The sequence below is a fragment of the Gemmatimonadales bacterium genome (assembly GCA_036265815.1).
Taxonomy (GTDB): Bacteria; Gemmatimonadota; Gemmatimonadetes; order Gemmatimonadales; family GWC2-71-9; genus CAVVWJ01.
In genome coordinates, this window is the sequence record DATAOI010000028.1 from 57598 (window position 1) to 83632 (window position 26035).

General features: G+C 64.7%; 20 protein-coding genes. 6 read left to right on the forward strand and 14 right to left on the reverse strand.

Annotated features, from left to right (window positions below; genetic code table 11):
* The first annotated feature begins 266 nt into the window (after positions 1–266).
* Positions 267–1559: a right-handed parallel beta-helix repeat-containing protein gene (locus VHR41_05780; GenBank protein ID HEX3233685.1), complete on the forward strand. Its 1293-nt coding sequence runs from the start codon at positions 267–269 to the stop codon at positions 1557–1559.
* A 53-nt stretch (positions 1560–1612) separates the two neighbouring features.
* The gene (locus VHR41_05785; protein ID HEX3233686.1) at positions 1613–1846 is read left to right on the forward strand and encodes a hypothetical protein; all 234 of its coding nucleotides are present in this window, start codon (positions 1613–1615) and stop codon (positions 1844–1846) included.
* A gap of 1849 nt (positions 1847–3695) precedes the next feature.
* On the opposite strand, the gene VHR41_05790 is transcribed toward VHR41_05785, so the two are convergent.
* The 8 genes from VHR41_05790 to VHR41_05825 form a co-directional block, all read right to left on the reverse strand.
* On the reverse strand, positions 3696–3986 hold the full coding sequence (locus tag VHR41_05790) for a hypothetical protein (GenBank protein HEX3233687.1): 291 nt from the start codon (positions 3984–3986) through the stop codon (positions 3696–3698).
* Between the two features lie 561 nt (positions 3987–4547).
* Positions 4548–5690 carry a glycosyltransferase family 1 protein gene (locus tag VHR41_05795; protein ID HEX3233688.1) on the reverse strand — a complete coding sequence of 381 codons (1143 nt, stop codon included), beginning with the start codon at positions 5688–5690 and terminating at the stop codon, positions 4548–4550.
* A gap of 120 nt (positions 5691–5810) precedes the next feature.
* Positions 5811–7334, reverse strand: coding sequence for an O-antigen ligase family protein (locus VHR41_05800; GenBank protein ID HEX3233689.1), 1524 nt, complete (start codon positions 7332–7334; stop codon positions 5811–5813).
* Between the two features lie 24 nt (positions 7335–7358).
* Positions 7359–8399, reverse strand: a complete 1041-nt coding sequence (locus VHR41_05805; GenBank protein ID HEX3233690.1) for an NAD-dependent epimerase/dehydratase family protein — start codon at positions 8397–8399, stop codon at positions 7359–7361.
* Positions 8400–8411: 12 nt separating this feature from the next.
* Positions 8412–9254: a WecB/TagA/CpsF family glycosyltransferase gene (locus VHR41_05810; protein ID HEX3233691.1), complete on the reverse strand. Its 843-nt coding sequence runs from the start codon at positions 9252–9254 to the stop codon at positions 8412–8414.
* Between the two features lie 7 nt (positions 9255–9261).
* On the reverse strand, positions 9262–10260 hold the full coding sequence (locus VHR41_05815) for an NAD-dependent epimerase/dehydratase family protein (protein HEX3233692.1): 999 nt from the start codon (positions 10258–10260) through the stop codon (positions 9262–9264).
* Positions 10261–10343: 83 nt separating this feature from the next.
* Positions 10344–12824, reverse strand: a complete 2481-nt coding sequence (locus tag VHR41_05820; protein ID HEX3233693.1) for a polysaccharide biosynthesis tyrosine autokinase — start codon at positions 12822–12824, stop codon at positions 10344–10346.
* Between the two features lie 64 nt (positions 12825–12888).
* Positions 12889–13512, reverse strand: coding sequence for a polysaccharide biosynthesis/export family protein (locus tag VHR41_05825; protein HEX3233694.1), 624 nt, complete (start codon positions 13510–13512; stop codon positions 12889–12891).
* 690 nt (positions 13513–14202) lie between these two features.
* Here VHR41_05825 and VHR41_05830 point away from each other — a divergent pair.
* From VHR41_05830 to VHR41_05845, 4 genes are read left to right on the forward strand one after another with little or no spacing between them, the layout of a single operon-like run.
* Positions 14203–15363, forward strand: a complete 1161-nt coding sequence (locus tag VHR41_05830) for a glycosyltransferase family 4 protein (protein ID HEX3233695.1) — start codon at positions 14203–14205, stop codon at positions 15361–15363.
* On the forward strand, positions 15357–16328 hold the full coding sequence (locus tag VHR41_05835) for a glycosyltransferase (protein ID HEX3233696.1): 972 nt from the start codon (positions 15357–15359) through the stop codon (positions 16326–16328). The genes VHR41_05830 and VHR41_05835 overlap by 7 nt, the downstream gene beginning before the upstream one ends.
* Positions 16321–17298 (forward strand): glycosyltransferase, encoded by a 978-nt coding sequence (locus VHR41_05840; GenBank protein ID HEX3233697.1) that lies wholly within the window; start codon positions 16321–16323, stop codon positions 17296–17298. Before VHR41_05835 ends, VHR41_05840 begins: the two co-directional genes overlap by 8 nt.
* Complete coding sequence (locus tag VHR41_05845) at positions 17295–19139, forward strand: polysaccharide deacetylase family protein (GenBank protein HEX3233698.1); 1845 nt, start codon at positions 17295–17297, stop codon at positions 19137–19139. Before VHR41_05840 ends, VHR41_05845 begins: the two co-directional genes overlap by 4 nt.
* On the opposite strand, the gene VHR41_05850 is transcribed toward VHR41_05845, so the two are convergent.
* The 6 genes from VHR41_05850 to VHR41_05875 form a co-directional block, all read right to left on the reverse strand.
* Positions 19021–20499, reverse strand: a complete 1479-nt coding sequence (locus tag VHR41_05850; GenBank protein HEX3233699.1) for a lipopolysaccharide biosynthesis protein — start codon at positions 20497–20499, stop codon at positions 19021–19023. The two genes, VHR41_05845 and VHR41_05850, sit on opposite strands and share 119 nt — an antisense overlap.
* A gap of 1 nt (position 20500) precedes the next feature.
* On the reverse strand, positions 20501–21376 hold the full coding sequence (locus VHR41_05855; protein ID HEX3233700.1) for a glycosyltransferase: 876 nt from the start codon (positions 21374–21376) through the stop codon (positions 20501–20503).
* A gap of 521 nt (positions 21377–21897) precedes the next feature.
* Positions 21898–22188, reverse strand: a complete 291-nt coding sequence (locus tag VHR41_05860; GenBank protein ID HEX3233701.1) for a hypothetical protein — start codon at positions 22186–22188, stop codon at positions 21898–21900.
* A 244-nt stretch (positions 22189–22432) separates the two neighbouring features.
* On the reverse strand, positions 22433–22876 hold the full coding sequence (locus tag VHR41_05865) for a methyltransferase domain-containing protein (protein HEX3233702.1): 444 nt from the start codon (positions 22874–22876) through the stop codon (positions 22433–22435).
* Between the two features lie 257 nt (positions 22877–23133).
* A complete protein-coding gene (locus VHR41_05870) occupies positions 23134–24069 on the reverse strand; it encodes a glycosyltransferase (protein HEX3233703.1) in 936 nt (311 codons plus the stop codon).
* Positions 24069–25811 carry a glycosyltransferase family 39 protein gene (locus VHR41_05875; GenBank protein ID HEX3233704.1) on the reverse strand — a complete coding sequence of 581 codons (1743 nt, stop codon included), beginning with the start codon at positions 25809–25811 and terminating at the stop codon, positions 24069–24071. Before VHR41_05875 ends, VHR41_05870 begins: the two co-directional genes overlap by 1 nt.
* Positions 25812–26035: the final 224 nt, after the last annotated feature.

A 26035-nucleotide genomic window follows, 5' to 3' on the forward strand; every position in this document is an offset into this window, starting at 1 on the left:
GGTGCGATACTCTGACCCGTCGCGAGCTCTGAAAACGAGATTGCGCTCTCCCGGGCGCCGTTCCATCGCGATCTGCCGACACCTCCTAGTCGCCAGCTAACTCCCGGTACACCTAAATCGAGCCTCCCGCCCTTCAGCGGGAACCACGTGCCGCCTTGCGTCACGTTTGCTCGGCCTGCGGCCGCAGGCTCTGCCATGCGGCCCAGTGCTCCGGGCCGTGCCACGGGCGTGCTCAACTCCGTACCCGGAAAGGGACTCCTACGTCCGTGCCCAACCGCCACTCAGTAACCCAGCGGCTGCCCATCATCGCCGCCCGACTCCGTGATCGATTGCTGGCGACTGTCATCGCCGCTGGTCTCCTCGGCGCCTGCGCCGAGCCACTCGACCCAATCACCCGCGACGAGACCAATTCAAGTGCCCCGGCGACTTCTGACCCGAGTCAACTCCTGTCCACCACTGATGGGGTCCCCATCTATCCTGGACAGAGCATTCAGTCAGCGGTGAACGCCAGACCGGCTGGCACCAAGTTCACCATCAAGGCGGGAACGCATCACCGGCAGAGGGTCGTGCCAAAGGATTATGACAAATTCGTAGGCGAGCCAGGCGCGATCCTGGATGGCGACAAAATCACCTATTATGCATTCGAGACCCTGCGGAGTGCACCCAGGGGTGTCGTCATCCAAGGCCTCATCATTCAGAACTACGCGACCAGCGACGCGGGGCAGGCCGTCATACAGGGCGATAACGCTATCAACTGGACGGTCGAGGCCAACGAGATCCGGTACAACACCCGGACGGGTCTGCATACCGGGGATGGGATGAAGGTCCTCCGCAACAAGATTCATCACAACGGATTGTCGGGTATTAACGGCTACCGGTCGGACAACGTTCTCGTAGAAGGCAACGAGGTTTCCTACAATAACGCCTCAAATTCGACGTCCACCCCTTCGCTAAGCTCCATGGCCGGCATGAAATTTCTGCAGGGGCAGAACCTCACAGTCCGGAACAACAACGTGCATGATAACACGGGCAAGGGGATCTGGACTGATCACATGTATCTGAACACCCTGATCGAGGGCAACCAGGTCACGGCCAACCGCGATGCCGGCATCTGGCACGAGGCCAGCTACAGCGCAATCATCCGGAATAATCTCTGCCAGAAGAATGGTGCGGCGGGCAGTGGCTGGCTGGCGAACTCTGGGATCCAGGTCTCCAATTCCCCGAACGTCGAGATCTACGGCAACACTGTCGCATACAACGGCAACGGCATCGGTGTGATGTACGCGTCCGGATACCCCACTACGGGACCATACGGCGCGCTCATCGTACAGAATTTGTACGTGCACGACAATACGGTGAAGATGTCCAGTGGAAGGACCGGACTGGTCACCAATACCGGCGACAAATCCATCTACACCAGCCGAAACAACCGGTTCGTGCACAACACTTACTATCTCGGCTCGAGCACGACCACGTACTTCACCTGGAACGAAGTCAACAGGACCCCTGCCCAGTGGCGGGGGATTCCGGAGGATGCCACCGGCACGTTCAATTACTGACCGGCCGGAAGCCCAAGGACTGCTGCGAACTTCTCTCGCAGCAGCCCTCGGGCATGGCTCCCGTCGAGGTTGGATGTGGTCGTCAGCGATGGCTGGCGGACGAAACGCTTCATGGCATCGCCGATTCGGCGGGCGGTCTCCTCGACATTCCCAGGCTCGATTATCTCCATACGGCTCATGTCCTTGGCAGTCTCCGCCAGGACTCGTGCTCCGCCATGGCCGAGCACGATGACCGGTACGCCTCCCGCCATGGCCTCAGCGAGTGCGATCCCGCCTTCCTCCCGTAGGCCTGTGAAAACTGCGGCGGCGGCACGAGCCAGCAAATTCATTACTTCCGAGCGGGGCAACGCCCCTCGTAGCTCCAGCCGGTCTGCCACCCCCAGACGGCGAGCCAGACGAAGCAAAGCACCGCGTTCGGGCCCGTTACCTACCATCACAAGTCTCACGTCCTCCGGAGCGTGTGCGAGTGCACGCACAGCCAGGCGGGGACCCTTCCTGGACTCAAGGGCGCCGACGTAAAGGCAATGGTTCCCAGGTGCATTCCGTGGTACCGTGGGCACCTCGAGCAACAGGCCATGGTTCAGGATGGCTGCCCGAGAGCGAGTGGACGCCGGCAAGCGAGCGAGAGTGGCCTCGTTTTGGATGAGGCACACGGATGCCCGTTGCCAAGTGCGCCGAGTCGCCGGGAGCCAACTCATCATGCGTACACTCACTCTGTCGAGGATTTCGTCCCACACTCCACGCCACCCGAGCAGCGGCCAGAGCCGCAAGGGAGTGGTGACTGCACCCCCAACCGGACCCCACACGCTGGGCACGTCATAGTCGGTGGCCGGTGAGGGGAGCCAGTAGGTGGAATAGCTGACGTGGCAAACCGCGTCGAATGGCTGCTCCCTGTGCAACTGTCGCCCTATTTGGTTCGCGCTGTGGAGCCATCGCAGGTAAAGCAAGAACCAGGTCACTCGATGGCCCTTGGCCAGCAATCCCCAGCGGGGCTCGCCGACCTCTATGAACTGCAGCCCCGCACGATTAGCGGACGCTTGCCACTGCCGGATACCGTCGGTGTGCTCCGGACCTACCAACACGGTGCAGTCGGCGAGCTCGGAGAGCTCCCGCACCATGCCCCAGCCGGCACCGGGCTCCGAGCCACGCCCCGGTTCACAGGCATAGGCGAAGATCAGAATTCTTGGGGCGCTTGAAGGCCAGGTCATCCGCTAAGGCATCACTATGTCGAGCGATCGCGGGCGACACTGCGCTGCTCTAACGCCGCCGCAAGGCCGCGCGCCAGTCGTAAATCACGGGCATTGCTCGGCCGCTGGTTGATCCGTTCACGCCAGAAACGCATCGCCTCCGGACTCCCCCGTACCTCTCTCGCGCTGTTACTTAGTGCAGCAGCAGTGGCACGGTAGAATACCTCGTCCGCACCAGCCGGGCCCCACCCCGCAAATTCCCAGTCGATCAAGAAAAGTGCTCCGCCGCGCATCTGCCGAAGATTCCAGGGCGCGAAGTCTCCATGCATTGGCCGCCATCCCGGCGCGATCCCATGCGGCTTCGGGCAGCCGGCTAGCGCGAGTTCCACCTCCCCAAGGATCTGCCCAAGCGGCGGGTGCGAGGGCACGCGGTGTAGTTGGGCGGGCAGCGGGGTAACGGCGAGGTATTGCCACCCCTTCACGACACCTGATCCCAAAGGAGTCGGTACTCGAAAGGTACGGGGGTGATAGTCCGCGAGTACCCGGAGCGCACGTTCCTCATTGGTCAGCGACTCGGAGTTGCCTTTCCGAACCTTGACGAATGCTCTGGGTACGCCCCGAGCCAGGAGAAGCAGTGCCAGCCCAGGTCTAGCCGCCTGCATTCGATTATAGCCGGCCAATGAGTCGAACGGTCCTACCAGATCCCGCAAGGTCTGCGAAAGTTCCTCCCAAGCCGCGTCGACGGGAGGGCTCCAGACAACAGAGCGGCCGGGTAAGCTGGTAGGGCCGAGCAGTCGAATCCATAGCCATGCGGCTCGCTGAAGCCACATGGCCCGAGGGCGGCAAGCCGAGTACAGAGCGAGACCGGCAAGTGCGGCTTCACGAGAGGATAAAGGTATCTTGAGATGATCCCAGCCCGGCGGGAAGTCTTTGTAACGCATCGGGGTCGTCATAAAGCCTCAAGGATCCTGACCGCGATGCTGGCCGGATCCTCGGTCGCATCGAATGTCTTCATCGGGCAGTAGGGCAGTTGGGACCACGCCATCAATTCCCGAGATATCTCGGCACGGGTCAGCTCCTGCTTCCTGGCGAGCACAACTTCCGAGGGAGCACTCAGGTTGACGACGAGATCCGGGCGTGGGAGAAGGCCGATCGCGGCAGTCGCAAGGGACGCCGGCCCATAAAAGCGGAGCGCCGCAGGCTGCACAACATAGCCGTACGCCCACCGGTCGGCGATCACAAGGCTCCCCCGTCGCAGTGCCGGCCGAATGGCAATCGCATACCCGATCCAACAGCGGCCCCAGTTGCGGATCAGGCGACACCAGCCAAGGACTCGTGAGCCAGTCGGATTTATCACGGGACGCCGTGTTGCCTCATGCGCTGGCGGCTTTGTAAGGAGCTGCCTGCGAAGCGGTGGCATGAAGTGAAAGTACGCGGTGGGTCCCCCAAATGAGTTGGCCAGGGCCCTCGCCACGCTGGTTTTCCCCACGCCATCGGGTCCTACAAGGACGATGAATGCGCCCGAGTGGCCGCGGTGAGCGATAACTGAAGCAACCCGTATCACTATTTGAACTCACAGTCTGACTGTCCGAACCCGGCGGGCTGGAGCTTACGGTGCGGTAAGCCCCAGGAGCAAGCCATGGGTGAGTTGGGACTGTACTGATAAGTGTCTTGTCCTGGGCAGCTGCGAGACTTTAACACGGTAGACTCCAATGAACCGCTGTCGCTCGCCGCCGAGCCTCGAGGCCTACAGGGCGGCTCTTCTACTGGCCGGGTGAACCGTCATTCGGACTTCAGCAACCTAAGCCATCCCAAGGACCCGCATGTACTCGCTAGCGATTCGAGCAGGGGCATAGTATGCCCGTATGTCACGCACGTCGTCTTCCGTAGGAAGAAACAGGTCGCGCTTCTCAATGATTTCCAGCATCCGGCAGGCGAACTCCTCGACATCGAGCGGATCGCTGACGTAGGTTGCCTTCCCAAGAGTCGTTTCTGGGAGGGCCGCGCATCTGGTCGTGAGCGTCGGAACCCCCATCCCGAGGGCCTCCACGGTGGGCATGCCGAAACCTTCGAACATTGATGGCAGCACGAAGAGATCCGCGCCGCGATAAAGGGAGCCCAGAACGTCATCCGGCACGTGGCCCAGAATCGCAATTCTGTCGCCTAAGTGGAGCTCCGCAATCAGCCCCGCTATATCATCTGCTGCTCCCCGCTTGATCCCCTGGAGGTTACCCCTCAGCTGTCCCGCGAGCACCAAATTGTGTGGAATTCGATGCCGAAGTGAAGCAAATGCCCGTATAAGCGTTGCGAGATTCTTGTGGGGATAGTGTGATGCGACGGTGAGGATATAGGTAGACGTTCGATCGTGGAGGGGCGACGCACGGGGTTCGCTCGAGGCCTCGAATCGCCCCCACGCGATTGGATTGGGAATCACGCACAGCTTGGACTCGTAGGTAGCTCCGTAAGCGTTCAACACGTCGTCCCGCACGAACTCGGAGATCGCGATTACATAATCGGCTGATCGTAGTGTCAAGCGGTGCGCGAAATTAAGCCATAGCCGCTTCCGCCGGGAGAAGTTGTCGGGCAGATGTCTGTACTGGATGTCGTGGATGATGGTGGCGGTTCTCACGCTGGGAAGCTTTGGAGGGGTGTAGTAATTGGCGAACAACATCGATGCGAGCCCCCGCCGGTAGGCCGCTAGAGGAACATTGATGGACTCCTTGACGAATCGATTCCCGCGACCCTGGACTTCCACCAAAGACAGGCCCAGCCGATCGCGCAGGCTCTCCAACCGGCGCTGGAACACGGGATCGAGCTCCCCTACGCTTTGGACGAACAGCGTGGTGCCCCAGGCCTCGGGATGCTGCGCTAAGCCTTCCAGGAGGTTGTAGAGCATGTACTCGGCGCCGCCCACCCGACCGGTACGGATGAATAGTCCGCTCACGCCTAGCATACGCAACTGCCTTGACCAAGCCCTCCCCCCCCAAGTTGGCCCTTGCGCATCGGTCCTCGCTCCCGGTTTCGCCTCCCAGTTCCGATCCTCAGAGATCGGCAACCGGGACGATCACCGCAGGAACTGCGGAGTGTAAGTTCGCCCCGCCGATCGAACACTTGGCCGCTGTGGATCGGTCGCCACGGCCGGTGCTCGCGTCTGGTTTGCAATAAGGATGCAGACCAGAAGCAGCAGCAGGTCGAACCCCGGTGCGGCGGCAAAGCTTTCGAATGTGACCGAGTTGACCGTCAGGTACACAGCGGCCGAGAAGGCGCTCGCCTGGCACCATACCGCCTCTCGTGAGAGCCCCTCTATCGGCCGGCAGGTGACCACGAGACAGTACACCAACGAGCCCCACAGCAGCACCGCGCCCAGCACTCCCAGGTCGAGGAGAGTCTGCAAGAGTGCGTTGTGGGCATAAGAGGCCCAGGGTACCGCCGCCAATAGGGCAGCGCGCGACCCCTGGAAGCCAACGCCCAAAACCGGATGCTTGACCAGGAGGGGCCATGCCGCTCGCCAGACGTCGGTTCGCCCGGAAAAGCCCTCCAGATCTCGGACGGATTGGCCTCGCAATATGAGCTCGGCGACCCGAGGGTCGGTACTCGCGATCCGGGTAAGCAGATCGGCCATGGTTTCGCCCTTGGAAGCAAACAGCACCAGGAGCGCGACGCTAAACGCTATGAGCGCGAGCACGGTCCAGACTCGCAGATGCTTGCGGACGAGCAATGCGCCGGCCCCCGCGAGAAAGGCCGCAGACGGTCCACGGGAATTCGCGGCGATCAGGAGTCCGGTAAGGGGGACCATGTACAAGGCGAGTGGCAGTCCGAAGCGTCGTTCGCGCCAGCCACGGGGGCCGAAGACGATCACGGAGAGGGTCAACAGGGACGCGATACCAATGAGGGTGGCGGCGGCAATCGGATGCATGGCGAACCAGGAGAAGCGTTGTCCTTCTCCGAAATCCACGAGCCCGCCTCCGGCCCAAGGGAATGCCAGTGACAGCGTGGAACAGATAAGCACGTAGGCGAGCACTGCGCCCGACAGGGCTCGCAGGAGCCGGGAAGGCGACATCAACCGGACGCTGAGAACGGCGAGGCAGAGGAGGATCAGCTGCTGAGCCGCACGGACCAAAGTGAGCGCTCGTGATGGAGACCAAAGAGTGGAACAGAGAGCCAGGAGTGCATAGCTGAGCAGGATCAGCTCAACCGGTCGAAGGCGCCTGACCGCGCGGGAATGCCGCAGATACGCCAACACGACAACGAGCCCGAGGAAGGCGTACATCGCCAACTCGAACTTCACTTGTGAGTCAGCGTCTCCCTCGAGCGATGCGGTGGCGGAGCGCCCGCGGAACTTCGTCGCCGCGATGAGCACGAGCACGAAGCCAGCCGGGAGCGCTCGGAGGGGCCAGAGGAAGGCCGCATACACCACGAAGGGCAGGCACACGAGCACGCCGGCCGCGGCAAAGAGCCGCAAGTCCCTCGCGCCACCATAAGCCACGAGGATCGAGGCGACGACCAGGGCGCACGTCAGCCCGACTCCTCCGACGAGCTGCTGCCGGCGAGGTACCGCAATCGTTCCTGCTGACCTGAACGATGCCACACCGCCTCCGCCGCGCGAGGTCTTTTACACTGCCGCCGGCAGCTCGCGGCGGGCGGCAGGCATTCGGGGAGCGAGGTAATGGCTCATAGCGTCCCGGAGCGTCCAGCGCAGGTCGCGACGCGGCTTCCACCCGAGCGCCAGCAACCGCCTGATGTCTGGCGGCAACCGGTCGCTGTCCTCGTATCCCGGTCCGTAGAATTCCTCGCCCGTAATCTCGACCATTTCGGAGGGGCAGCGCTCCCCGGTCAGCTCCTCGTAGATCTCGCACATGAGCACGGCAAATTGCCGGATGGTCACGTTGTTCTGTGGGTTCCCTACATTGTAGATCTGATTGCGGGTGGCGGCTGGGTGATCCAGCAACGTCTGGAAGGCCCCGTTGGCGTCCACAATGTGGGTAAAGGAGCGATGCACGTGTCCCCCGTCCACCAGGCGAATCGGGCCACGCTCCAGCAGCGCCGACATGAAGTGGGGGAACACCCGCGGGCCGCCCATCGCGTTGGCGGGCACCAGGTAATCCAGTCGACTGCCGATGAAATTGAACGGCCGGACGATGGTGTACTCCAGGTCGCCGGCCATGCCGTACGCGTACAGAACCCGTTCCAGCAGGCCCTTCCCCGCCGCGTAGATCCAGCGCTGCTTCTGTACCGGACCATACTCGAAGTTGGTCCGGTCCTCGGAGTAGGCCTCCCCCGCGCTCGACTTCCCATATACCTCCGCGGAGGAATACTGAATCAGTCGCTTGCGGTGCTTGATGCAGAGCTTGGCGATCTCCAGATTCTGCAGGAAATTGAGCTCGAATACCTCGAGCGGCGCGGTGACGTAGATGCTGGGGTTCGCATACGCGATGAGGTCCACCACCTGATCGGATGACCGGATGACCTCCTCCAGGAGCTCGGGCGAGCGCCGCACGTCCCCCTGGTGGAAGCGGAAGGCCGCCCCTTCGATGCCCTCGAGCTTCTCCGGGGTCAGGTCGACCCCGACCACCTGGTGTTCGCCACGCGCCAAGAGGTGCTCCACAAGATGAGAGCCAATGAACCCCCCGGCCCCGAGAATGGTGATCAGCATGAGACCTCTCAGCTAGTAAGCTTGGTCCGCCCGGCCCGATTCATTGGAGCCATTGGGGGAACGCGGCACGGAAAATCGTTCCGGGTCGATCGCCTGCCGAAGCAGGTACCACAGAAACAGTGGGTTATTTACCAGATAACGGCGCCAGAGCCGCCGTGGCTCGGCCAGCAGGCGAAACAGCCACTCGAGCCCGCTCCGCTGCATCCAATAGGGCGCCTGCCGCTTGAGGCCGGCATGAAAATCAAACGCCGCACCCACCCCGATCAGCACGGCCGCCCCGATCGACTCCCGGTGCGTCGCCATCCAGCGTTCCTGCTTCGGGGTGCTGAGACCCACCCACACGATGTCGGGGTTCGCCTCGTTGATCTCCCGAACGACGACCGCGTCCTCGCCCGGAGTGAGCGGTCGGAACGGCGGCGAGTAGCACCCCACGATTTTGAGGCCCGGTACTCGAGCTCGCAGACGGTCGGCCAGGCGCTCCGGAACTCCCGGACCACCACCATAGAGATAGTGCGCGTAGCCCCGGCGGACCGATCGCTGGCAGCAGGCGAGCATGAGATCGGGGCCATAGACCCGTTGGACGCCGGGGTGGCCCTTGAGCCGGCTGAGCCAGACCAAGGGCATTCCGTCCGGTGTCACCATGCCCGCCGCGTTGTGGATGGCCCGGAGGGCCTCGTCCCGCTGACTCTCCATGAGGCCGTGGACGCCGCTGACGGTCACATACTGGCGTTCGCTCGTTTCGATCCAGCCCTCGATGGTGCGCAGCGCCTGGTTCATGCCTACCGGGCTCACCAGCACGCCGAGGATGTTGACCCTCTGCGCCGATCCGGCCTGCCCCACTGTTCCTGGACGCACTCCTGTCTCAGTGGCTCGCAGCGCTGACCGCACCCACCGCCGGTTCCCTCGACGCCTCGGAGGGCGCACGAACGCGACGTTCGATCCAATGGTAGGTCCGCTCCAACCCCTGCTCCAGCGAGATCTGCGGTTCCCACCCCAGCACCTCGCGGAGCCGGGAATTATCGCTGTTGCGGCCCCGGACTCCTTGCGGCGCTGTAAGGTTGTGCCGTCGGCGGATCTGCTTGCCCGCGATCGAGGCCACCATCTCCACCAGATCATTGATCGTGATCAGGCGGTCCTGGCCGAGATTGAGTGGCAGGCGATGGTCCGAGTTCATCAGGCGATAAATCCCCTCGACACAGTCGTCAATGTAGCAATAGGAGCGAGTCTGCAGACCGTCGCCCCAGACCTCGATCTCATCACCGTCTTCCGCCATGGCGATCTTGCGGCAGATCGCCGCCGGCGACTTTTCTCGGCCGCCGTCGTATGTCCCCAGCGGGCCGAAGATATTGTGGAACCGGACTACCCGGGTCTCCAAGCCAAAGTCCTCCTGATAATGGCGGCACTGCCGCTCGGAGAAGAGCTTCTCCCATCCGTAGCCATCTTCTGGATCGGCGGGATAGGCGTCCTCCTCTTTCAGAGGCACGACCTGAGGGGAATCCTGGCGATACCCCGGGTAGATGCAGGCCGACGACGTGTAGAGGTAGCGCTCGACCCCTCGGGTTCGGGCCGCTTCGATCATGTGGATGTTGATCAGCACGTTGTCGTGCATGATCACGGCCTTGTTGTGCTCAATGAACCCGATGCCGCCCATGTTGGCAGCGAGGTTGTAGACGTCACTGACCTGCTCCGTCGCGCTCAGCGCGCCTTCCCAGCGCCGCAGATCCAGCTGGAGGAATTCGTCGGCGCCGGTGCTCTCGAACTCGGGGTACTTCAGGTCAACTCCACGTACCCAGTACCCGCGGCTCTTGAGGTACTTCACCAGATGATGGCCGATGAACCCTCCGGCCCCGGTGACGAGCACCCGCCGTTGCTCCTTCTGCATGCTTCCTCCGAGTCAAAAAGGCGATGGTGTTGTGCCCTGATCGCGTGTCGCCTTCCCTGTAATCATGTTGGGGCAGTCGGGCTGACGTACTCGTTGTGGTTGTAGTATCGGTAGGCGCCGTCGTACGCCGCGTCCCGTCGGAAATCGATATCGTTCAGCACTACCCCGAGCACGGGTGCCCCCACGTGGCGAAGCTGCTCCATCGCGTACGCCAGCGCAGCCGAGTCCGTCACTCCAGCACGGGCGACCAGAAGCACCCCATCCACCGAGGCGCCGAGGAGCGCAGCATCGGTGACGATGTTCACCGGGGGTGAGTCGATGAGGATGCGATCGTACTGACACGCGACCTGCTCGAGCAGCGCCCGCATAGGAGCGGATTCGACCACCCCCGAGGGATTCGGCGGTGGGGTGCCCGCCGTCAGATAATCAAGCACGGCGCCGTGATCGCCGACCTCTACCTGCCGGATGGCCGCAGACAGCTCCACAGTACCGTGTAAGACGTCGGTAAGCCCCGGCTGCTTGGGCGCGTTGAACGCGGTATGCACCACGCCCCGACGGAGATCGCCGTCGATAATGAGCGTCTTGAGACCGCGGTGCGCCAGTGTCAGCGCCAGGTTCACTGCACAGGTCGATTTGCCGTCCCCGGACAGCGGACTGGTCAGTACCAGGGTCTTTACTTCGACGTTGCTGCGTGCAAAGGCAATGTTGGTCTGCAGAATGCCGTAGGCCTCTGACGCGGGAGTGCCGCTCCCGGACAGCGTGAATCGCACCTTCCGCGACGACACGAGTGGCCCGCCGGTCGAGGCGCCGGATTGGGCGGGGCCCGCCGTAGTGGGGCCGACCTGCAGGAAGGTGAAGCTACGGCGCCGCCCCTCTGCTGCCGGGGAGGCCACCGATCGACGTGGCAACGCGCTGTGTTTTTCCGTGATCAACGCCAGTCGTTCACCGCTTTCACGGGACAAGCGGGGAATCAGGCCCATAACTGGAAGGCCCGTCGCCGACATCACGTCCCGCCGGGTGTGCACCGAGCGGTCGAGGTGTTCCCGCAAGAGGCCACCCGCGACCCCGAGCAGCAGTCCCACGCAGAGCCCGCCTATCATGTTCAGCTCAGGATTGGGGCGGCTAGGCTCGTCAGGGGTGAGGGCAGTATCCACGACCTGCACGCTCGGATCGTCGATCGCCTGGGCGATCTCCGCCTCCTTGAGACGGGTCTGGAGCATATTATACGCGTCCTCCAGACCCTTGGATTTCCTCTGAAGCCGGGCGTACTGAACCTGCTTGCGCGGAATGGCGTCGAGTTCCCGGTTGAAGGCGCCGAGCGCCGTGTCGAGCGAGCTCACCTGATTGGTGAGTCCACTGAGATAGGTGACCGCCAGCCCACGCAATTGACCCTCGAGCTCTCTGATCCGGTCGCTCAGCACGCGTACATCCGGGTCCTGCTCTGTTCGGCGTGTCAGCAGGGTGGTGCGTTCGTTCTCCACCGTGGTCAAGGTGGTGAGCAACTCGGAAACCGTCTGACTGCGCAGCAAAGTCGGGAACGCCAATAGCTGCCGGTAGGGACTGGGGGATCCAGGCTTCTGTTCAGCGGCCTCGTGGTTGAGCTGTTCCAGACTCTGGGCAAGGGCCTGCCGTTCGGACTCCAGGCTGCTGCGCTCCGCCTCCTTGGCGATCAGCCGGCTCACTTCACTGCTCGCTTCGACCGCGGGGTCGATGACCTGGGCCCGCTCCCGAAAGCTGCGAAAGCTGTCCTCCACCGCCGCCAACTGCTGGCCTACTCGGTCCACTTGCTCACGCAGGAACGTGGCGGAACTGCGCGCTTCGGCCTTGAAGGCGTCTTGCCGCCGGGCGATGTAGCGGTTCGCCATCACGTTGACGAGCCGACGCACGATCTCCGGGTCGGTACCTTCGTACTGCACCTGCACGATGTTGGCGTCTCGAGATGGCTGTGAAACCGACAGGGCAGCCCGTACCGAGGCCGACATCGTGGCAGCGTCCTGCACCTCGGCCACGATCTCACGCTCCTTCGCCGCCTCCGGCGTGAGAATCAGCCGGACGCCGGCAAACTCTCCCACCTGGCCGGGTTTGAGCACAGTCAGCCTGGCTCCGCTGGAGTCATCGGTGACCGCGAAGCGGCCATCCGCCAGCCGCAAGAATCGGTAAGTCCCGGGGGATGCGCTATCGGAAACTTCCACCTGCGTGACCAGCTCGCCTTGCCGCACTCGCCTCGGGGAGGTGAGCTGGAATCGCAAGCCGAGTCGCTGCGCGGCATCCTCGATCACGGCCCGGCTGTTGAGCACTTCCATTTCGGTGGCGATATCGCTGCCGCGCGTCAGGTCTCGGAAGACCTCCGGAAGGTTGGGCTGCTTATCCTGAATGCGCAGGGCCACGGAGGCCTGATAAACCGGCGTCTGCCAATACGAGAAGAACGCCGTCGCGGCAATGGTGCACGCCACCATGGCCAAGATGATCCACCGCTGACGGATGAGCATGCCCCAGAGCTGCCCCATCTGGGGCAGCTTGGGATCGTCAGCCGGCTCGATCATGGCTCCGGGCCGCTGCAGCGAGCCAGTCTCGCGATTGATCGGAACTTGGCTCACGAGCCTCTCCTCAACGGGCTATCAGGCTGATGACGAGCCCGGTCAAGGCGGTCAGGGTGCCCGCGACCACGCCGGGGTTTCGGCTGATCCAGCTCCGCTGGGGAAAGTACAGCTGGTCGCCGGAGCGCACCGGCGTTGCACCTAGTCGGGTCTGGGCTGAGAGATCGACGGTGACCTTTTGCCCGGCTCGTCGAAGCTCCACCCGATCGGCCCGGCCGTCGGATGAGGCACCGCCGGCTAAGGCCATGGCGTCGGAGACGGTCATGGTCATGTCCACCGGGTAAAGGCCTGGATTGCGCACCGCGCCCAGAATGGTGATCCGCCGGAGCAGAATGACCTCGATGGCGGGATCGCGCAGGTACGTGGAGTACGAACTCACCAGCAGGTGCTTGAGGGAATCCGCACCGATATTGGTGACGTTGGTCGCGCCAATCTTGGGGAACGCGATCTGGCCCGACTCATTAACGGGGAAGTCGCCCGAAAGGTCTGGCTCACGCCAGATCCGCAGCCGGACGATGTCGCCCGGCCGCAGCGAAGTCCCGGTGTCCTTGACCTGCTGGGCCGGAGCGGGCGGCGTCTGGGCTTGAGCGATGGGCACGCTGAGCGGCGTTCTGACCAGCAATGTGACTGCCAACGAGAGCATAATCGAGCCGATTCTGCGCTGAGTCCGGTGGGCCATAGGGTCAATCCAGGAGTCGTGCCGAGCAGCGGCAAGCACTCGTGGGCCGAGCCTCGCTGGCGGCATTACGACCTCGTCGGTTGTCGTGGTCCTGGGCCCCCACTGTAGCATCAAACCCACAGCCGTTCGGCTGATTAACGGAAAAGGCAATCCCGGTGCGAGAGCGAGGATGAAGGCGTCTCCAGCAGCACCCTTCATCCAACTCGTCTCCCGCACCTCCCCGCTTCCCCTGACGCTCACTTAAGTCGCTCTGTGGACTAATTTTACAGCGCAGAGACGGAAAGTCGGTCTACACGTCCCGTGACCGGTGGTTCGTTCGCTGGCCTCGGAATGCAAGGCGGTATCGTAAAATCCCATGCAGTAAAGGATTGAATACATATTGGTACGCAAAACACGAGCCGTCAACCGGGCCGGAAGAGCCCATAGATAACTGAGCCGCGTTCATGGAGACTAACCGCATTTGTCCGCGCCTACGAGCCGCCACATGCCCATGCGGCGGGGCCGCTCCCAGGTGCCAGATGGGAAGCATCGTACGCAGATCCCACGGTGGTGTGCCGGCACGACTGACTGGCTAGTCCCCGGATCTAATCTTAACTTCCAGGGGTTTCCTGCCGGACCGATCTCTCATCTCTCCTTAGCTCCCCGATGCGTATCGCACATGTGGTGCCTCCTGGGGTGCATCCGTATTCCGGGCTCCTGACCGCGCTGGTGCACCTGGCCTCGGCACTGGCCGACAGAAAGCATCATGTCCAGGTATGGCACTTCGGCGCCTGGTCTCGCGAAGCGATGCAGCTGGGCCGGGTGCTCGACACGGCGGGCGTGGAGCGAATCATTCTCCCCTCCGGCCCCGCCCCCTTTCGAGCACCTCCGCGGTTAGCTGAGCTGGTCAGGGCGCAGAGCCCGCAGATTTTCCATCTTCACGGCGTATTCAATCCGGCTAATTATTGGCTCGCCCGTGAGCTGGCTGTCGCGTTCGTGATTTCTCCGCACGGGGGCTATGCTCCTGGCTCCCTGGCGTACCACACTACCAGAAAGCGGGTCTTCAAACATTTTTGTGAGTTGCCCATGCTCCGCCGAGCGCGGGTGGTGTGCGCGCTCACCGAGGCGGAGGCAGAGGACGCTCGCGCCTTCGGGATCGGGCGACCGATAGCTGTCGTCCCGAACGGTGTGACGCCGGTGCCTCCGACGCTCGACCGAGCCTCCTTCAGAGCCGAGCTGGGGATGGCGGCCGCCGGCCGTCTTGCCGTTTATGCCGGTCGACTCGACGTGCGCGCGAAGCGCCTGGACCACCTGGTGCGGGGGTTGGCCTCGGCACCAGAGTGGACTCTTGCTCTCCTCGGAGGAGATTTCCGATCCGGCGCCGACCACCTTCGGGCGATCTGCCGGGAGGCCGGCGTGGCCGCTCGGGTGCATCTGGTCGAACCGCGGCGAGGAGACGACCTCTTGGAGGCGCTCTCGGCCGCCGACGTCTTCGTCCTCCTCTCCCGCTCGGAGGGTATGCCGATGGGATTGCTGGAGGCAGCCGCTTGCGGCGTCCCGGGCTTGGTGAGCTCCGAGGTGGAGCGAGCGGTGGGTCAGGTCGCCAGGAGAGCCGGGTGGCTGGTCGAGCCGACCAGAGTCGGTGAGGCGCTGCGGGCGTTAGCCTTAGAGGTGCCTGAGGAGTGGATACGTCGCCGGCAGGCGGCGGCTGAGTGGGCGGGTGAGTATCGTTGGCCAGTTATCGCCGAGCGCATGGAGCAGGTCTACGCCTCTGCCCTCGTTCCCCCGCCGCTGCGAGCTGTGCCTGCCGCAGGGCATACGTGCTGAGCGTCATCGTTCCCACCTACAATCGCCGGGCCTCCGTGATTCGCCTGCTGGAGGCGCTAGGACGCCAACGGCAGATCACCGACGCGCTCGAAATTCTGGTGATGGTCGACGGATCCTCCGACGATACGGTCGACGTGGTCCGGAGCCGAACCTGGCCCTTCGACGTCCGGGTGATCGAGCAGCCCCGGCAAGGCCAGGCTGCCGCGAGGAACCGGGGTGCCGGTGCGGCGCGAGGAGACGTTCTGGTGTTCCTGGACGATGACATGGTGCCGCAACCGACATTTCTCCATGAGCTCCTTACGACGCTCGACGACGGGGTCGACTGCGTGATCCCAGCTCTGGAGATCGGGGACTGGGTCCCCGACCATCTCCTCGCCCGGGAGTTCGGGTTTTGGAACCGGGAGGCCGCCCGCCCGATGCCGCACGACCCGGTCCGCTTCGAACAGGTGTTGTTTTCCGCCAATGCAATTCGGCGGAGCTGGTTCGAGCAGATGGGTGGATTCGACGAGTCCTTCACTGCGGGGGGCGCGTATGGGAACGAAGACATCGAGCTTGGGCATCGGCTGCTCAAGGCAGGTGCCGTGTTTCGTCACCAACCGCGCGCACGCGCGCAAACCGAGCCCCTTCTCGACGCCGCACTTGTGCTTCGACGCGAGCGCGACGTGGCCAGGAACGACGTACGCCTGGTCGCCAAGCACCGTGAGCTCGGGAGCGAGGTGTTCGGGCACCGCCTTCGAGAGTCCCGGATCCATCGCCTGGTCGCCCCCGCCCTGCTGGCCGCGCCTTGGCTCGCGATTCTCACCGCGCCGGTTCGCCACGCGCTGCTCTTCGGCATTCGCCGGGGTCTGGTGGGGAGACTGCCATATCGCATCTGGTTCGCCCTGAGAGCCGTGGATTACTGGCAGGGTGTCGCTGCCTGCGGAGGGCGGTCCCTGGTCAAGGCAACAACCGGCACGCATGCCTGACCCCGTCCTCAGCATCGTCGTCCCGACCCATCAACGCCGCGATCAGGTGCTGCGGCTCTTGCAAGCCCTGGGCGAGCAGAGCATGGATCCCGCAGCCTTCGAAGTGGTCGTGGTGGCTGATGGCTGCAGCGACGGCACCGCTCGGGCCGTGCGGGAGACCCGACTGCCGTATGCCGTCCGGGTCATCGAGCAGCGACAGCAAGGCCAGGGCGCAGCCCGGAATCACGGGGTGGCGGAGAGCAGCGGTAGCCAGCTGATCTTCTTCGATGATGACGTGGTGCCGGATGCCCAATTTCTGCGCAGCCTCAGCCGGTCGTTCGCCGAGGGGGCCGATGTCGTCCTCCCGTTCGTCCGCGTCGCTCCGTGGGTGCCGGAGAGTCTCCTCGCGCGCGAGCAGCGGGAATGGGACGCGGAGGTCGTGGCGGCCATGGCTCAGGACCGTCCGACGATGGACCACATCCATTTCATCGCTACGGGCATGACCCGGGCCTGCTTCGAGGCGGTCGGGGGTTTCGATGGGTCGTTCACGGCCGAGGGCGCCTGGGGAAAGGAAGATACGGAGCTGGGTTATCGCCTGCTGCGGGGGGGATACCGGATCTGTTGTCGACCTGAGCTGGTGGTGGACAGCGACTGCGTGGTGGATCCCGTCGTGGCGCTCCGGCGGGCCCGGTCGCTGGGTGCCAACGACGTCCGTTTCGCCCGCAAGCACCCGGACGTCGCCATGGCGCTGATCCGAGACGGGCTTTGTCGGCGGCGCATTCCGCGGACGGTAGGGGCGCTAGTGTTGAGGCGGCCGCAGGCAGTGCGATGGCTCGCCCCACTCCGCCAGGCGGTCATCGCCGCTATCAACCGGGGCTGGACCGGCGCCGTACTTTACCGGCTCTGGATCGGCGTGTGGACGGCCGAGTGGTGGCTGGGGCTGGTGGAGGCTGGGGGCAAGGATTTGGGCCTGCAGGGTCTCCGCCGGTGAGTCCCGGGCCGCGGATCTCAGTCATCGTCCCCACGTATCAGCGACGCGCGCTCGTCGTGCGCCTCGTCCACTTGCTTGGGAGCCAGGAGTATGCCCACGGCTTCGAGGCTATCGTGGTGGTGGACGGCTCGACCGACGACACGGAGGCGGGACTGGCCGCACTCCATCCTCGGTTTCCCTTGCAGGTGATTTCTCAGCCGAATTCCGGCCCGGCCCGTGCGCGAAACCGCGGCGCGGAGGCGGCGCGGGGCGACATCTTTCTTTTCCTCGACGATGACATGGAGCCGGATCCGCACTTGTTGGCCGAACACGATCGGTGTTATGCCGACGGTGCGGACACCGTCTCGGGAGTGATGCCGCTCCATCCGGACTCGCCCTCGACCCTGCTCACTGATGGCGTCCGGTTCTGGGCGGAGGACCTCGCCCGCCGACTGTCTCAGTCAGGCTACGGGCCACGGGTCGACGAGTTGGTCAGCGGACAACTCTCGGTTCGGAGAGACGTCTTCACCCAGCTGGGTGGGTTCGACGAGCACTTCACCGCCCAGGGCAGCTATGGGAACGAAGACCTGGACTTCGCCCACCGGCTCGTCGGCGCGGGCTATCGCTCCATGCACAACCCGCGGGCCATCAGCTGGCAGCGCTATGTGGTCGACGCCGCGAGTCATCTGCGGCAGTACGGTCAGGTCGGTCAGGCGGACGTCGCCATCATCCGCAAGCACCCGGAGCTGTTCGAGTCCGTTGTGGCGAGCAAGCTGGCAGACTCGGAAATCCACCGGTGGACTCGGCAGGTGGTAAGGGGAGCGCCGCGACTCGCGGACCTGACTTCTCGCCTGCTGGAGCCGTGGATCGCGCGGCGGGTGGACGGCGGTCGTCGGGACCGGGGCACCGCGTGGCTGTTCTTTGCCTTGCGCTCGGTACGCTACTGGTTGGGGGTCGCTCGAGCGGGCGGGATTCCCCGGGCTCGCCCCATGCGTGTCCTTAGCTATCACGCCATCGCAGACCTGTCCGGCGACCCCGTGCTGGAGCAGTACGGAGTTCCTCCATCGTCCTTCCAGCAGCAACTCGTCACGATGCAGCGAGCCGGCTTTCACTTCATCACCGCGGACGAATTCATCCGGTTCCTGGGTGGCGAAGGTGGACTGCCCCGCCGCGCGGTGCTGCTCACCTTCGATGACTGCTACCAGGACCTGGCGGACAATGCACTACCGCTGCTCCGCCAGCTGCGGATCCCTGCCGTCGCCTTTGCCGTCAGTGGACTGGTCGGGGGCCTGAACGAGTGGGATCTCCGGGTCGGGAGGCGAGCACTCCGGCTGCTGGATTCGTCCGGGCTGAGGCAGCTGGTCCAGAACTGGGTAGAGATCGGAGCCCACTCCTGCACCCACCCCAACTTGACCACGATCTCCGATGCACAACTGGCCGACGAAACCGTGGGCTCGGCGGCGCAGCTGGCCACCCTGGCTCACCATCCTGTCCGCCTTTTTGCTTACCCCTATGGCGCCCACGACGCGCGGGTCCACCAGGCCGTCCGAGCCGCGGGATTTGCTGCAGCCTTCACCGTCGACCCTGGCTGGGTCCACCCGGGCCGCGACCGGTACACCGTTCCTCGTGTGGAGATCATGAGGAGGGACGTAGGGTGGCGGTTTCGCCTCAAGCTCGGCGTGGCCGGACGAAGCCTTCGACCGCGACTGGGAATTCGCCGGCGGCTCAGGCAGTGGCTAGGACCTAGGCATTCGCCAGGGGGAGTCTCAGCCGCTCTGCCAGACGAGGAAACGCGTGCGCGAAGTCCCGCAGCAGCCCAAGACCGAGCTGCCCATCGAGAGCCCACAGCAGGGTCGCCGTGACGACGCTGGCGGCCGCCACCGCGGTGCCTAATCCGAGGATCCCGGGCAGGACGGCATCGATCGACCAGGCAATCATCCCGGCCATTCCGGACGCCACCGCAATCGCGGTCAGGGGTTTGACCAGCCCGTGGAATGGCGAATGACCCAGCGCCTGCCGAGCATAGATGGCGCACACAGCGCACACGACGGCCTGCGCCAGAACCCAGGCCATAGCGGCCCCCATGAGCCCGTAGGCACGCGTGAGCGCCCAGACCGAGGTGACCACACTGGTCGTCAACACGGTAAAAAGCGCCGCAAGCTTCTGGGGTTGACCTCTTCCCTGGAGCAGCGGCGAGGTGGCATCGAACAGGATGCCGAGGATCCCGGCGATTGCCAGGACCCGGATCACCGGTTCCGTCCCGGTCCACTGCGGGCTCAGCACGTAGCGCACGAGCGAAGGAGCAAGGGCGGCGACGATGGCGTACACCGGCATGAGAACGGCCGCCATGGCCACGAAGCTAGCGCGAAAAGCCAGCCCAACCCGCCGGGGATCGGACTGAACCTGCGCGTGGACGGGAAACGCCACGGCCCCGACAATGCCGCTCACCACGTCATTGGGTAGCAGCGCCAGACTCGCAGCCAGAAAATAGAGTCCTACGGACGCCGTGCCCAGTTGCCGCGAGATGACTGCGCGAAGCACGGCGTCACCGACTACTTCGATCAGTCCGCTGAGCAGGATCCAGCGTCCATAGCGGAAGAGCGGACCGGCCGACCCGGGGTCCAGCGCCAGGCGGGGCCGATGAGGCGCCAGGACGTATGACAGGAGAGTGCCGGCCAGCGAGCCGACGAGAGTCCCGGCGATCAGGGCCCAGGCACCGACTGCCGAGGCGAGCGCGATGGAGACGGCCGCCGCCACCAGCGTCGAGGAGAGCTCCAGCACCGCCAGGGATCGAAACCGGAGATCCCGCTCGAGATCGGCCACCCGAATGCTCGCCAAGGCCCCGAGCATGGGTCGGAGGGCCAGGCCGCGGAGCAGCGGTGCGGCACGTGGCTCCGAGAAGAAGCCGGCCAGGAGCGGGGCGGCGACGAACACCACCGCACCAATGGCCAGCGCGCGCGCCAACCCGACCGTCCACGCCGCGTCATACTGTCGGGTCTCGGACTGTCTCCGCTGCACCAGTGCGGGGATCATGCCGAAATTGGTGGCGCTCAGCAAGACGTCGAGCGGCACGACGGCGATGGCGAAGAGCCCGAATTCATCCGGATCCAGGAGACGGGCCAGGATGAGGTACCGCGCCAGGAGCAGGGCCTTCCCCCCGAAGAGCTGTACGGCTCGCCAGACCATGGCGTCTCCCGCCCGCCGGGCGAGCGCCGTGCTCACGCTAGCCCCGCCTCAGGCCGGCCAGGATGCCGGGCAGCAGCTCACCGACATACGCGCGGCCGATGGTCGCGAGCTCGGAGTCGCCGGTGGCCGTGCCGCGCGCAATAAGCCAGGGGCCCCGCAAGAGGTCGTACGCCGCCCTTAACCCGATGAACCAATCTCCCTGTCGGATGTAGTGGCCGTAGAATCCCCCTTGACTCTTGGCGTAGCGGCGGTAGGTGGCGGCCAGCTGGACGTTGTCTCGCCAGGCGAGGTGACCGACCCGGACCCCGGGCGCATAGAGAATGGGAATGCCTCCCCGAAGAGCACGATAAGACCACTCGGCATCCTCGGCGTAGCGGACGCTCGGGTGCTCGTCCATCCCGCCAAGTCGCTTCAAAAGCTCGCGGGCGAAGCCCATGTTGTTCGAGAAGAGCGGATCGCGCCGCAGCAGGGGACGTCGGTGGAGTCCCGGAACCTCGCTCGAAATGAGCGACGGGGCTTCCCCTCCCTGCCCTTGCTCCCGGAGCAGGTCGACGCGTCCTGTGACCAGCACACCAGGATGGGCTCGGAGCGTCGTCACCAAGCGCTCGAGCCACTCCGGATGTACGCGGCAATCATCGTCGGTCGCCGCGATGAACGGCGACACCACTCGCTCAAATCCCCGATTCCGGGCAGCGGCCGCTCCGGTTTGCGCCGATCGAAGCCGTTCGGCCATCAGGCCACGCGCTTTCAACTCATCGATCCACGCATCCACGTCCTGGTTGGTCCCTTGGTCGACCACGACGAGGCGGCTGGGCCAGGCACTTCCTTCGGCGACCGAGCGCAGGCAGTCACGCAGCAGCGCTCGCCCGATCGTCGGGATAACTACGGTAATGTCCTCTAGCACCGGTGGCATTCGAGGCTCAGCACCAGACCTGGTGGCGAGGGCACCGTGATCGCCTGTATGTTGCACGCCGAGCAGGTATCTCCCACTCCGGGTAGCCCTTCGGCACGAGCTGAAGCACCCGAGGTAGATCGCTTCTCACCCGTCCTCGGATGAGCCGATTGAGTAGCGCCCTATTGAGCGCCGGCACGACGTGCCTGAAACGGGCAGGCCCGCGCCGGGTCATGCTGAGCGCAGCCCGTGTGCGGCGCAGGAGCCTGGTGCTCCTGTACCATCGCGTCGCAGCCCCCGAGTCCCCACCCGGGTCGATCGTACCATCCGTTCCCGGCGGCCTGTTCCGGCGGCAGTTGCAGGTCCTGGGTGAGATCGGAGAACTCCTCCCATTGTCGGCGTTGCTCAGGAGCTCCGAGCCTCGTCGGAAGGTCGGCTTCGCCATCACTTTCGACGACGATCACCCGAGTCATGTGGAGCAGGCGCTCCCCGTGCTGCGGGAGTTGGGAGTCCCGGCCACGTTCTTTCTCTCAGGGCGAGCACTACACGGACTCGGCCCGTACTGGTGGGAGCTCCTCGAATGGCAGATCGCGACCGAAGGCCTCGAGCGTACGCGCCGACGATTGCATCTGCGCGGGAGCACGCCGGCCGAGCTGGCCGCGGAGTGCGAGATCGATGCCGCCAGCCGGCGACTTCTGGAGATGCTGCCCAGTGCCTCGATCCCTCAGCTCGACCCCGCTGGCCTGAGCATGCTGGCTCATGCCGGCATGTCCATCGGATTCCACACCCTCCGGCACCCGGTGCTGACGATGGTACCGGATCAGGCCCTCCATCGCGAGCTACTCGATGGGCGCGACGAACTGGAGCGTGCCGTCAGGCGGGAAGTCCGCCTCCTCGCATACCCTCATGGCAAGGCCGACCCCAGAATAGCACGCGCAGCCCGAACCGCCGGTTACCATGGGGGCTTCCGGACCGGTGGGCGGCCGGTATCCGATAGCGCGGACCCCTTTCTGCTCGGCCGCTGGGAGCCCGGGGCTCTGGAAACCGATGACTTCGCGGCCCAAGCCGCCCTTCGTCTCAATCTGCCGGTCGGCGCGCCTGAAGGATCAGGGTCGCGGGCCAGTTCCGGGCGAATGGACGAAGGGTGACATCGAGAGCGGCACCGACCCCGTTGAGGGCAACCGCCATGGCCGGCGCGAGTCCGCGCGCCACTTTGGACCGCCGCGCGGCTGCGGCTCCGAGACTGCCGACGATATAGGCCAGCCCAGTGCCGGTGCCGCCGGCGCCGAGGACTTGGACGTCCGACCAGGCGCGGAACAACGCCCCCAGCTGGTCTGGGCGGTATCGCCGATCAAAGGACAGCTCTCGCCGGAAGAGATACGGTACGGTCACCACGGCCCAACCCCCGGGCCGGAGTACTCTGAGCATCTCACCGACCACCGCGACCGGGTCCGTCGTCAAGTATAGCGCCTGGGTGCACAATATGAGTCCGAAGGTACGATCGCGGAACGGGAGCGGCATGGATCCCAGCAGATCGGCTCGGCCGAAGTGGCGATCGAGATCGAGGCCCCAAACGGGTCTTGCGGAAATCAGCTCCCGGTAGGGCTGGCTGCCGCAATACAGATCGAGCGTTGGGCCTCGAAACTTCTCCCCATTCAGCAGAGGGCCCAGACTGCGCACCAGGGCTGCGAGGTGCAGGTAGTCCCACTGAGTGGGCTTCGGCGCCAGTCGTGCACTCCGGATCCGCTTCACCACTGCTGGCGGTAAAGGGAGGCGTCTCACCGGCACGCCATGTCGTGTAGCCACGCGGCGGCCTCGATACCCCAAGGCTTTCCGACAAGGCTCGGCAATGGGCGTCCGGCCAGGGCGGGATTCAGGACGCCGACAACCGCTCGTGCGAGGGACGGCAGGTCGCCCGCGAGGACGGCCCGTGCGTAAGCGCGGACGGCCGTGCCGCGGCGGCCGCTCCGGAGTGCGTTCCACGCCACCCACCGGTAGATGTAGGCCCGATCCACCCGCCGGCTTCCCCGCACCGCCGCGTAACGCGCCTCCAGGAGGCTCATCTCGGCCGGCACATCCGCTGAATCCGCCGAGGCATTGCTCACGTGGAGGAGATAGGCGACCAATGCACGGTCCACCACGGCAGGGCGTGCAGCCTGTCCAAGCCGGATCCAAAGATCCCAATCCGCCATATGCCGCAGGCCGAGGTCGAACGGTCCGACCCGGTGCAGGAGCGCCCTCCTCACGAACACGTTGGAGGAACCCGCGGGGACGGTGTTCCGTCGCGGCAAGTCCCGGAGCAACCGATCGGGCATGGGAGGAGGACCTCCGGCTATGATGTGCAGCGCCGGGGACACGGCGACTGCGCCGCAGTAGGCCCACTCGCAATGACTGCGACGCACGGCGTCCAGTTGACGAGCCAGCTTCTCGGGGGCCCAGAGATCGTCGTCGTCCAGAAAGGCGACCCATTCGCCGGTCGCCTCCATGACACCCCGGTTCCGAGCAGCACTGACTCCCAGAGCCCGTTCATGGCGGATCAGCCGGATCCTCGGGTCACCCAGCCCGCTTACCAACGCGGACGTCCCGTCCGTCGATCCGTCATCCACGATGATCACCTCGATGTCGACCTCCAGCTGAGCGAAAACGCTGTGAAGCGTTCGACTCAAGAGCTCGCAGCGCTGGTGCGTCGGGATGACGACGGAAATCTCATGCATCAGGTGCGCCGTCGGGCAGGATACCGCCCAGCACGCCTGGGGAACTCGGGTCCTTCCCTCAGCTCGATTCGCTCGGGCTTGAGAGGCATGGGTCGAACGGTTGCGATGCCCAGCCGTGGCACAAGGCCGGGCGGGTCCGGGCGAGGTCCGCTTGCAGAGGCCGAGGGGAAGGCGTCTCCCCGACCCGGCGCAAAGTAGAACACCTGAGCACCGCGCAAGGAGTCTTCCCCGGTCAGGTTTGCGTGCTGGCGAAGCCAGATCTCCTCCGGCGCGGGCTCGCCGATATCTACGATCTTCACCAACGCCACCTTCCGGCGTGCCTCCAAGGCTCGTACCAGGTCGGAAGGCACTCGCCGTTGATGCAGTTGACCAACCCAGGACAGAATCGGCGCGCTCCCATGCATGTAGCGGGCGATTCCGAGGACGCCAGAGGGAATCGAGTGCACAATGATGAGATCTGACGCGTCCCCCCAGGCCGCCAGCCTCGTACCCACCTGGCTGAGGGGCTCCCATGAGCGGGACGGAAAGGTGAACACGGCACGGATCCCGGGAGCCCAGGTGGCCAGGATCAAAGCCAGGAACACGAGGCGTGCACGCGGCCCGATCTGGCCTAGCCCCACCGCGGCCAACAGCATCGCCGCGGGCATCCCGGGGAGAGCGTATCGTGCGACGGAAGCCGTGTCGGTGCCGCGGACGAGGTCGAAGGCGAGGGGCCCAAGGCATGCCGCGGCCAGCCAGAGCCACAGTAGCCCGTATGGTGGAGAGAACAAGGACTTCATGCCCCGGCGCGCCCAGCCTAAACCCAGCAGCAGAAACAGGGCGGCGGTCAGCCGGTCTGCGGACTTGGAACCGTCCCAGTCACCGAAGCTGGCCAGCAGGCTCCACGCGAGCTTGATGGGCGCCTTGATCCGATACCTCCACGATATTGGGTCGCCATACAGCCATTGGCCGCTGACCCGCCAGCGGCTGAAACTCTCTGGCAGCAGCCGGTACCATGGGAGCGTCAAGAGTGCCGCCACGCCTAGGAGCGCCAGCAGAGACGACCGCCGCAGCCGCCCGGGATACATGATCAGCCAGGTGATACAGGCGATCCACACGAATGCAAAGAAGTAGTGCGTCAGCAGCCCAGCCGAACCAGCGACGCACCAGAGTAGCGCCCACCACGGCCGCGGGCCCCGACGCTGGAGTTCCACGGTCCCCCAGGCCAGGGCCAACGTCAGGAACCAGAGCAGCGAGTACATCCGTCCCTCGACCGAGTAGTAGAGGCTCACCGGGGCGAAAGCGTAGAGCACGCACGCGGAGAGCGCCGTCTGGTTCCCGCCTAGATGTCGGCCAAGCAACCACAAGAGCGGAAGCGCGGCGAGGGCCCAAAATACCGAGAAGCATCGAAGGGCCGTATCGCTGGTCCCCAAGGCGCGGGTCCATCCGTGCAACAGGAGGTAGTAGAGCGGCGGGCTGGTATCGGAGAGCAGCACCGCTCTCACCACCCGCTGCGCCGAGGCCGGAGGTCGCTCGTGCTCGATATACCTGCGATAGAGCGCTGGCAGCTCGGCCCCGGGCCATTCCACGTAATCGCCCAACCGAGGATTCGCCTCAGCCGCCGGGTGCTCCAGGCTGTGGCCTGTGGCCATTGCCAGAGAGAACACGTCATCGACGCCCAGGGGCCGCTGATACGCCAGCGCGATCCTGAGCAGCACCGCTAGCCCCAGCAGGACGAGTGTACGGACGCCTTGTGGAGGCACCCGGTTCACGACAGCCACTGTGTCGTCATCAATGCTTCCGGTAAGGGGAAGGGGCGTTTGCGTTACGAGTCACAACTCGCGAGGGTACACCAGGGAACTCCGCGTCGCCCGAGGTGTGCTCTAGGGTGGAACCGCAACCGCCAGGTGTCAACACCCGTGGTCCGAAGGTGAACTTAGAGCGCCATTCTGTCGGCATTGCGCGGCAAGGCGCATCTTTCGCTTCC

What these genes read in the sequence shown, in the direction of transcription:
- VHR41_05785 (HEX3233686.1), top strand. Translation starts at nt 1,613, where the DNA reads ATGGCTCCCGTCGAGGTTGGATGTGGTCGTCAGCGATGGCTGGCGGAC.
- VHR41_05840 (HEX3233697.1), top strand. Translation starts at nt 16,321, where the DNA reads ATGCCTGACCCCGTCCTCAGCATCGTCGTCCCGACCCATCAACGCCGC.
- VHR41_05870 (HEX3233703.1), bottom strand. Translation starts at nt 24,069, where the DNA reads ATGCATGAGATTTCCGTCGTCATCCCGACGCACCAGCGCTGCGAGCTC.
- VHR41_05805 (HEX3233690.1), bottom strand. Translation starts at nt 8,399, where the DNA reads ATGCTGATCACCATTCTCGGGGCCGGGGGGTTCATTGGCTCTCATCTT.
- VHR41_05865 (HEX3233702.1), bottom strand. Translation starts at nt 22,876, where the DNA reads ATGCCGCTCCCGTTCCGCGATCGTACCTTCGGACTCATATTGTGCACC.
- VHR41_05855 (HEX3233700.1), bottom strand. Translation starts at nt 21,376, where the DNA reads ATGCCACCGGTGCTAGAGGACATTACCGTAGTTATCCCGACGATCGGG.
- VHR41_05860 (HEX3233701.1), bottom strand. Translation starts at nt 22,188, where the DNA reads ATGGAGGGCCTGATCCGGTACCATCGTCAGCACCGGGTGCCGGAGGGT.
- VHR41_05820 (HEX3233693.1), bottom strand. Translation starts at nt 12,824, where the DNA reads ATGATCGAGCCGGCTGACGATCCCAAGCTGCCCCAGATGGGGCAGCTC.
- VHR41_05830 (HEX3233695.1), top strand. Translation starts at nt 14,203, where the DNA reads ATGCGTATCGCACATGTGGTGCCTCCTGGGGTGCATCCGTATTCCGGG.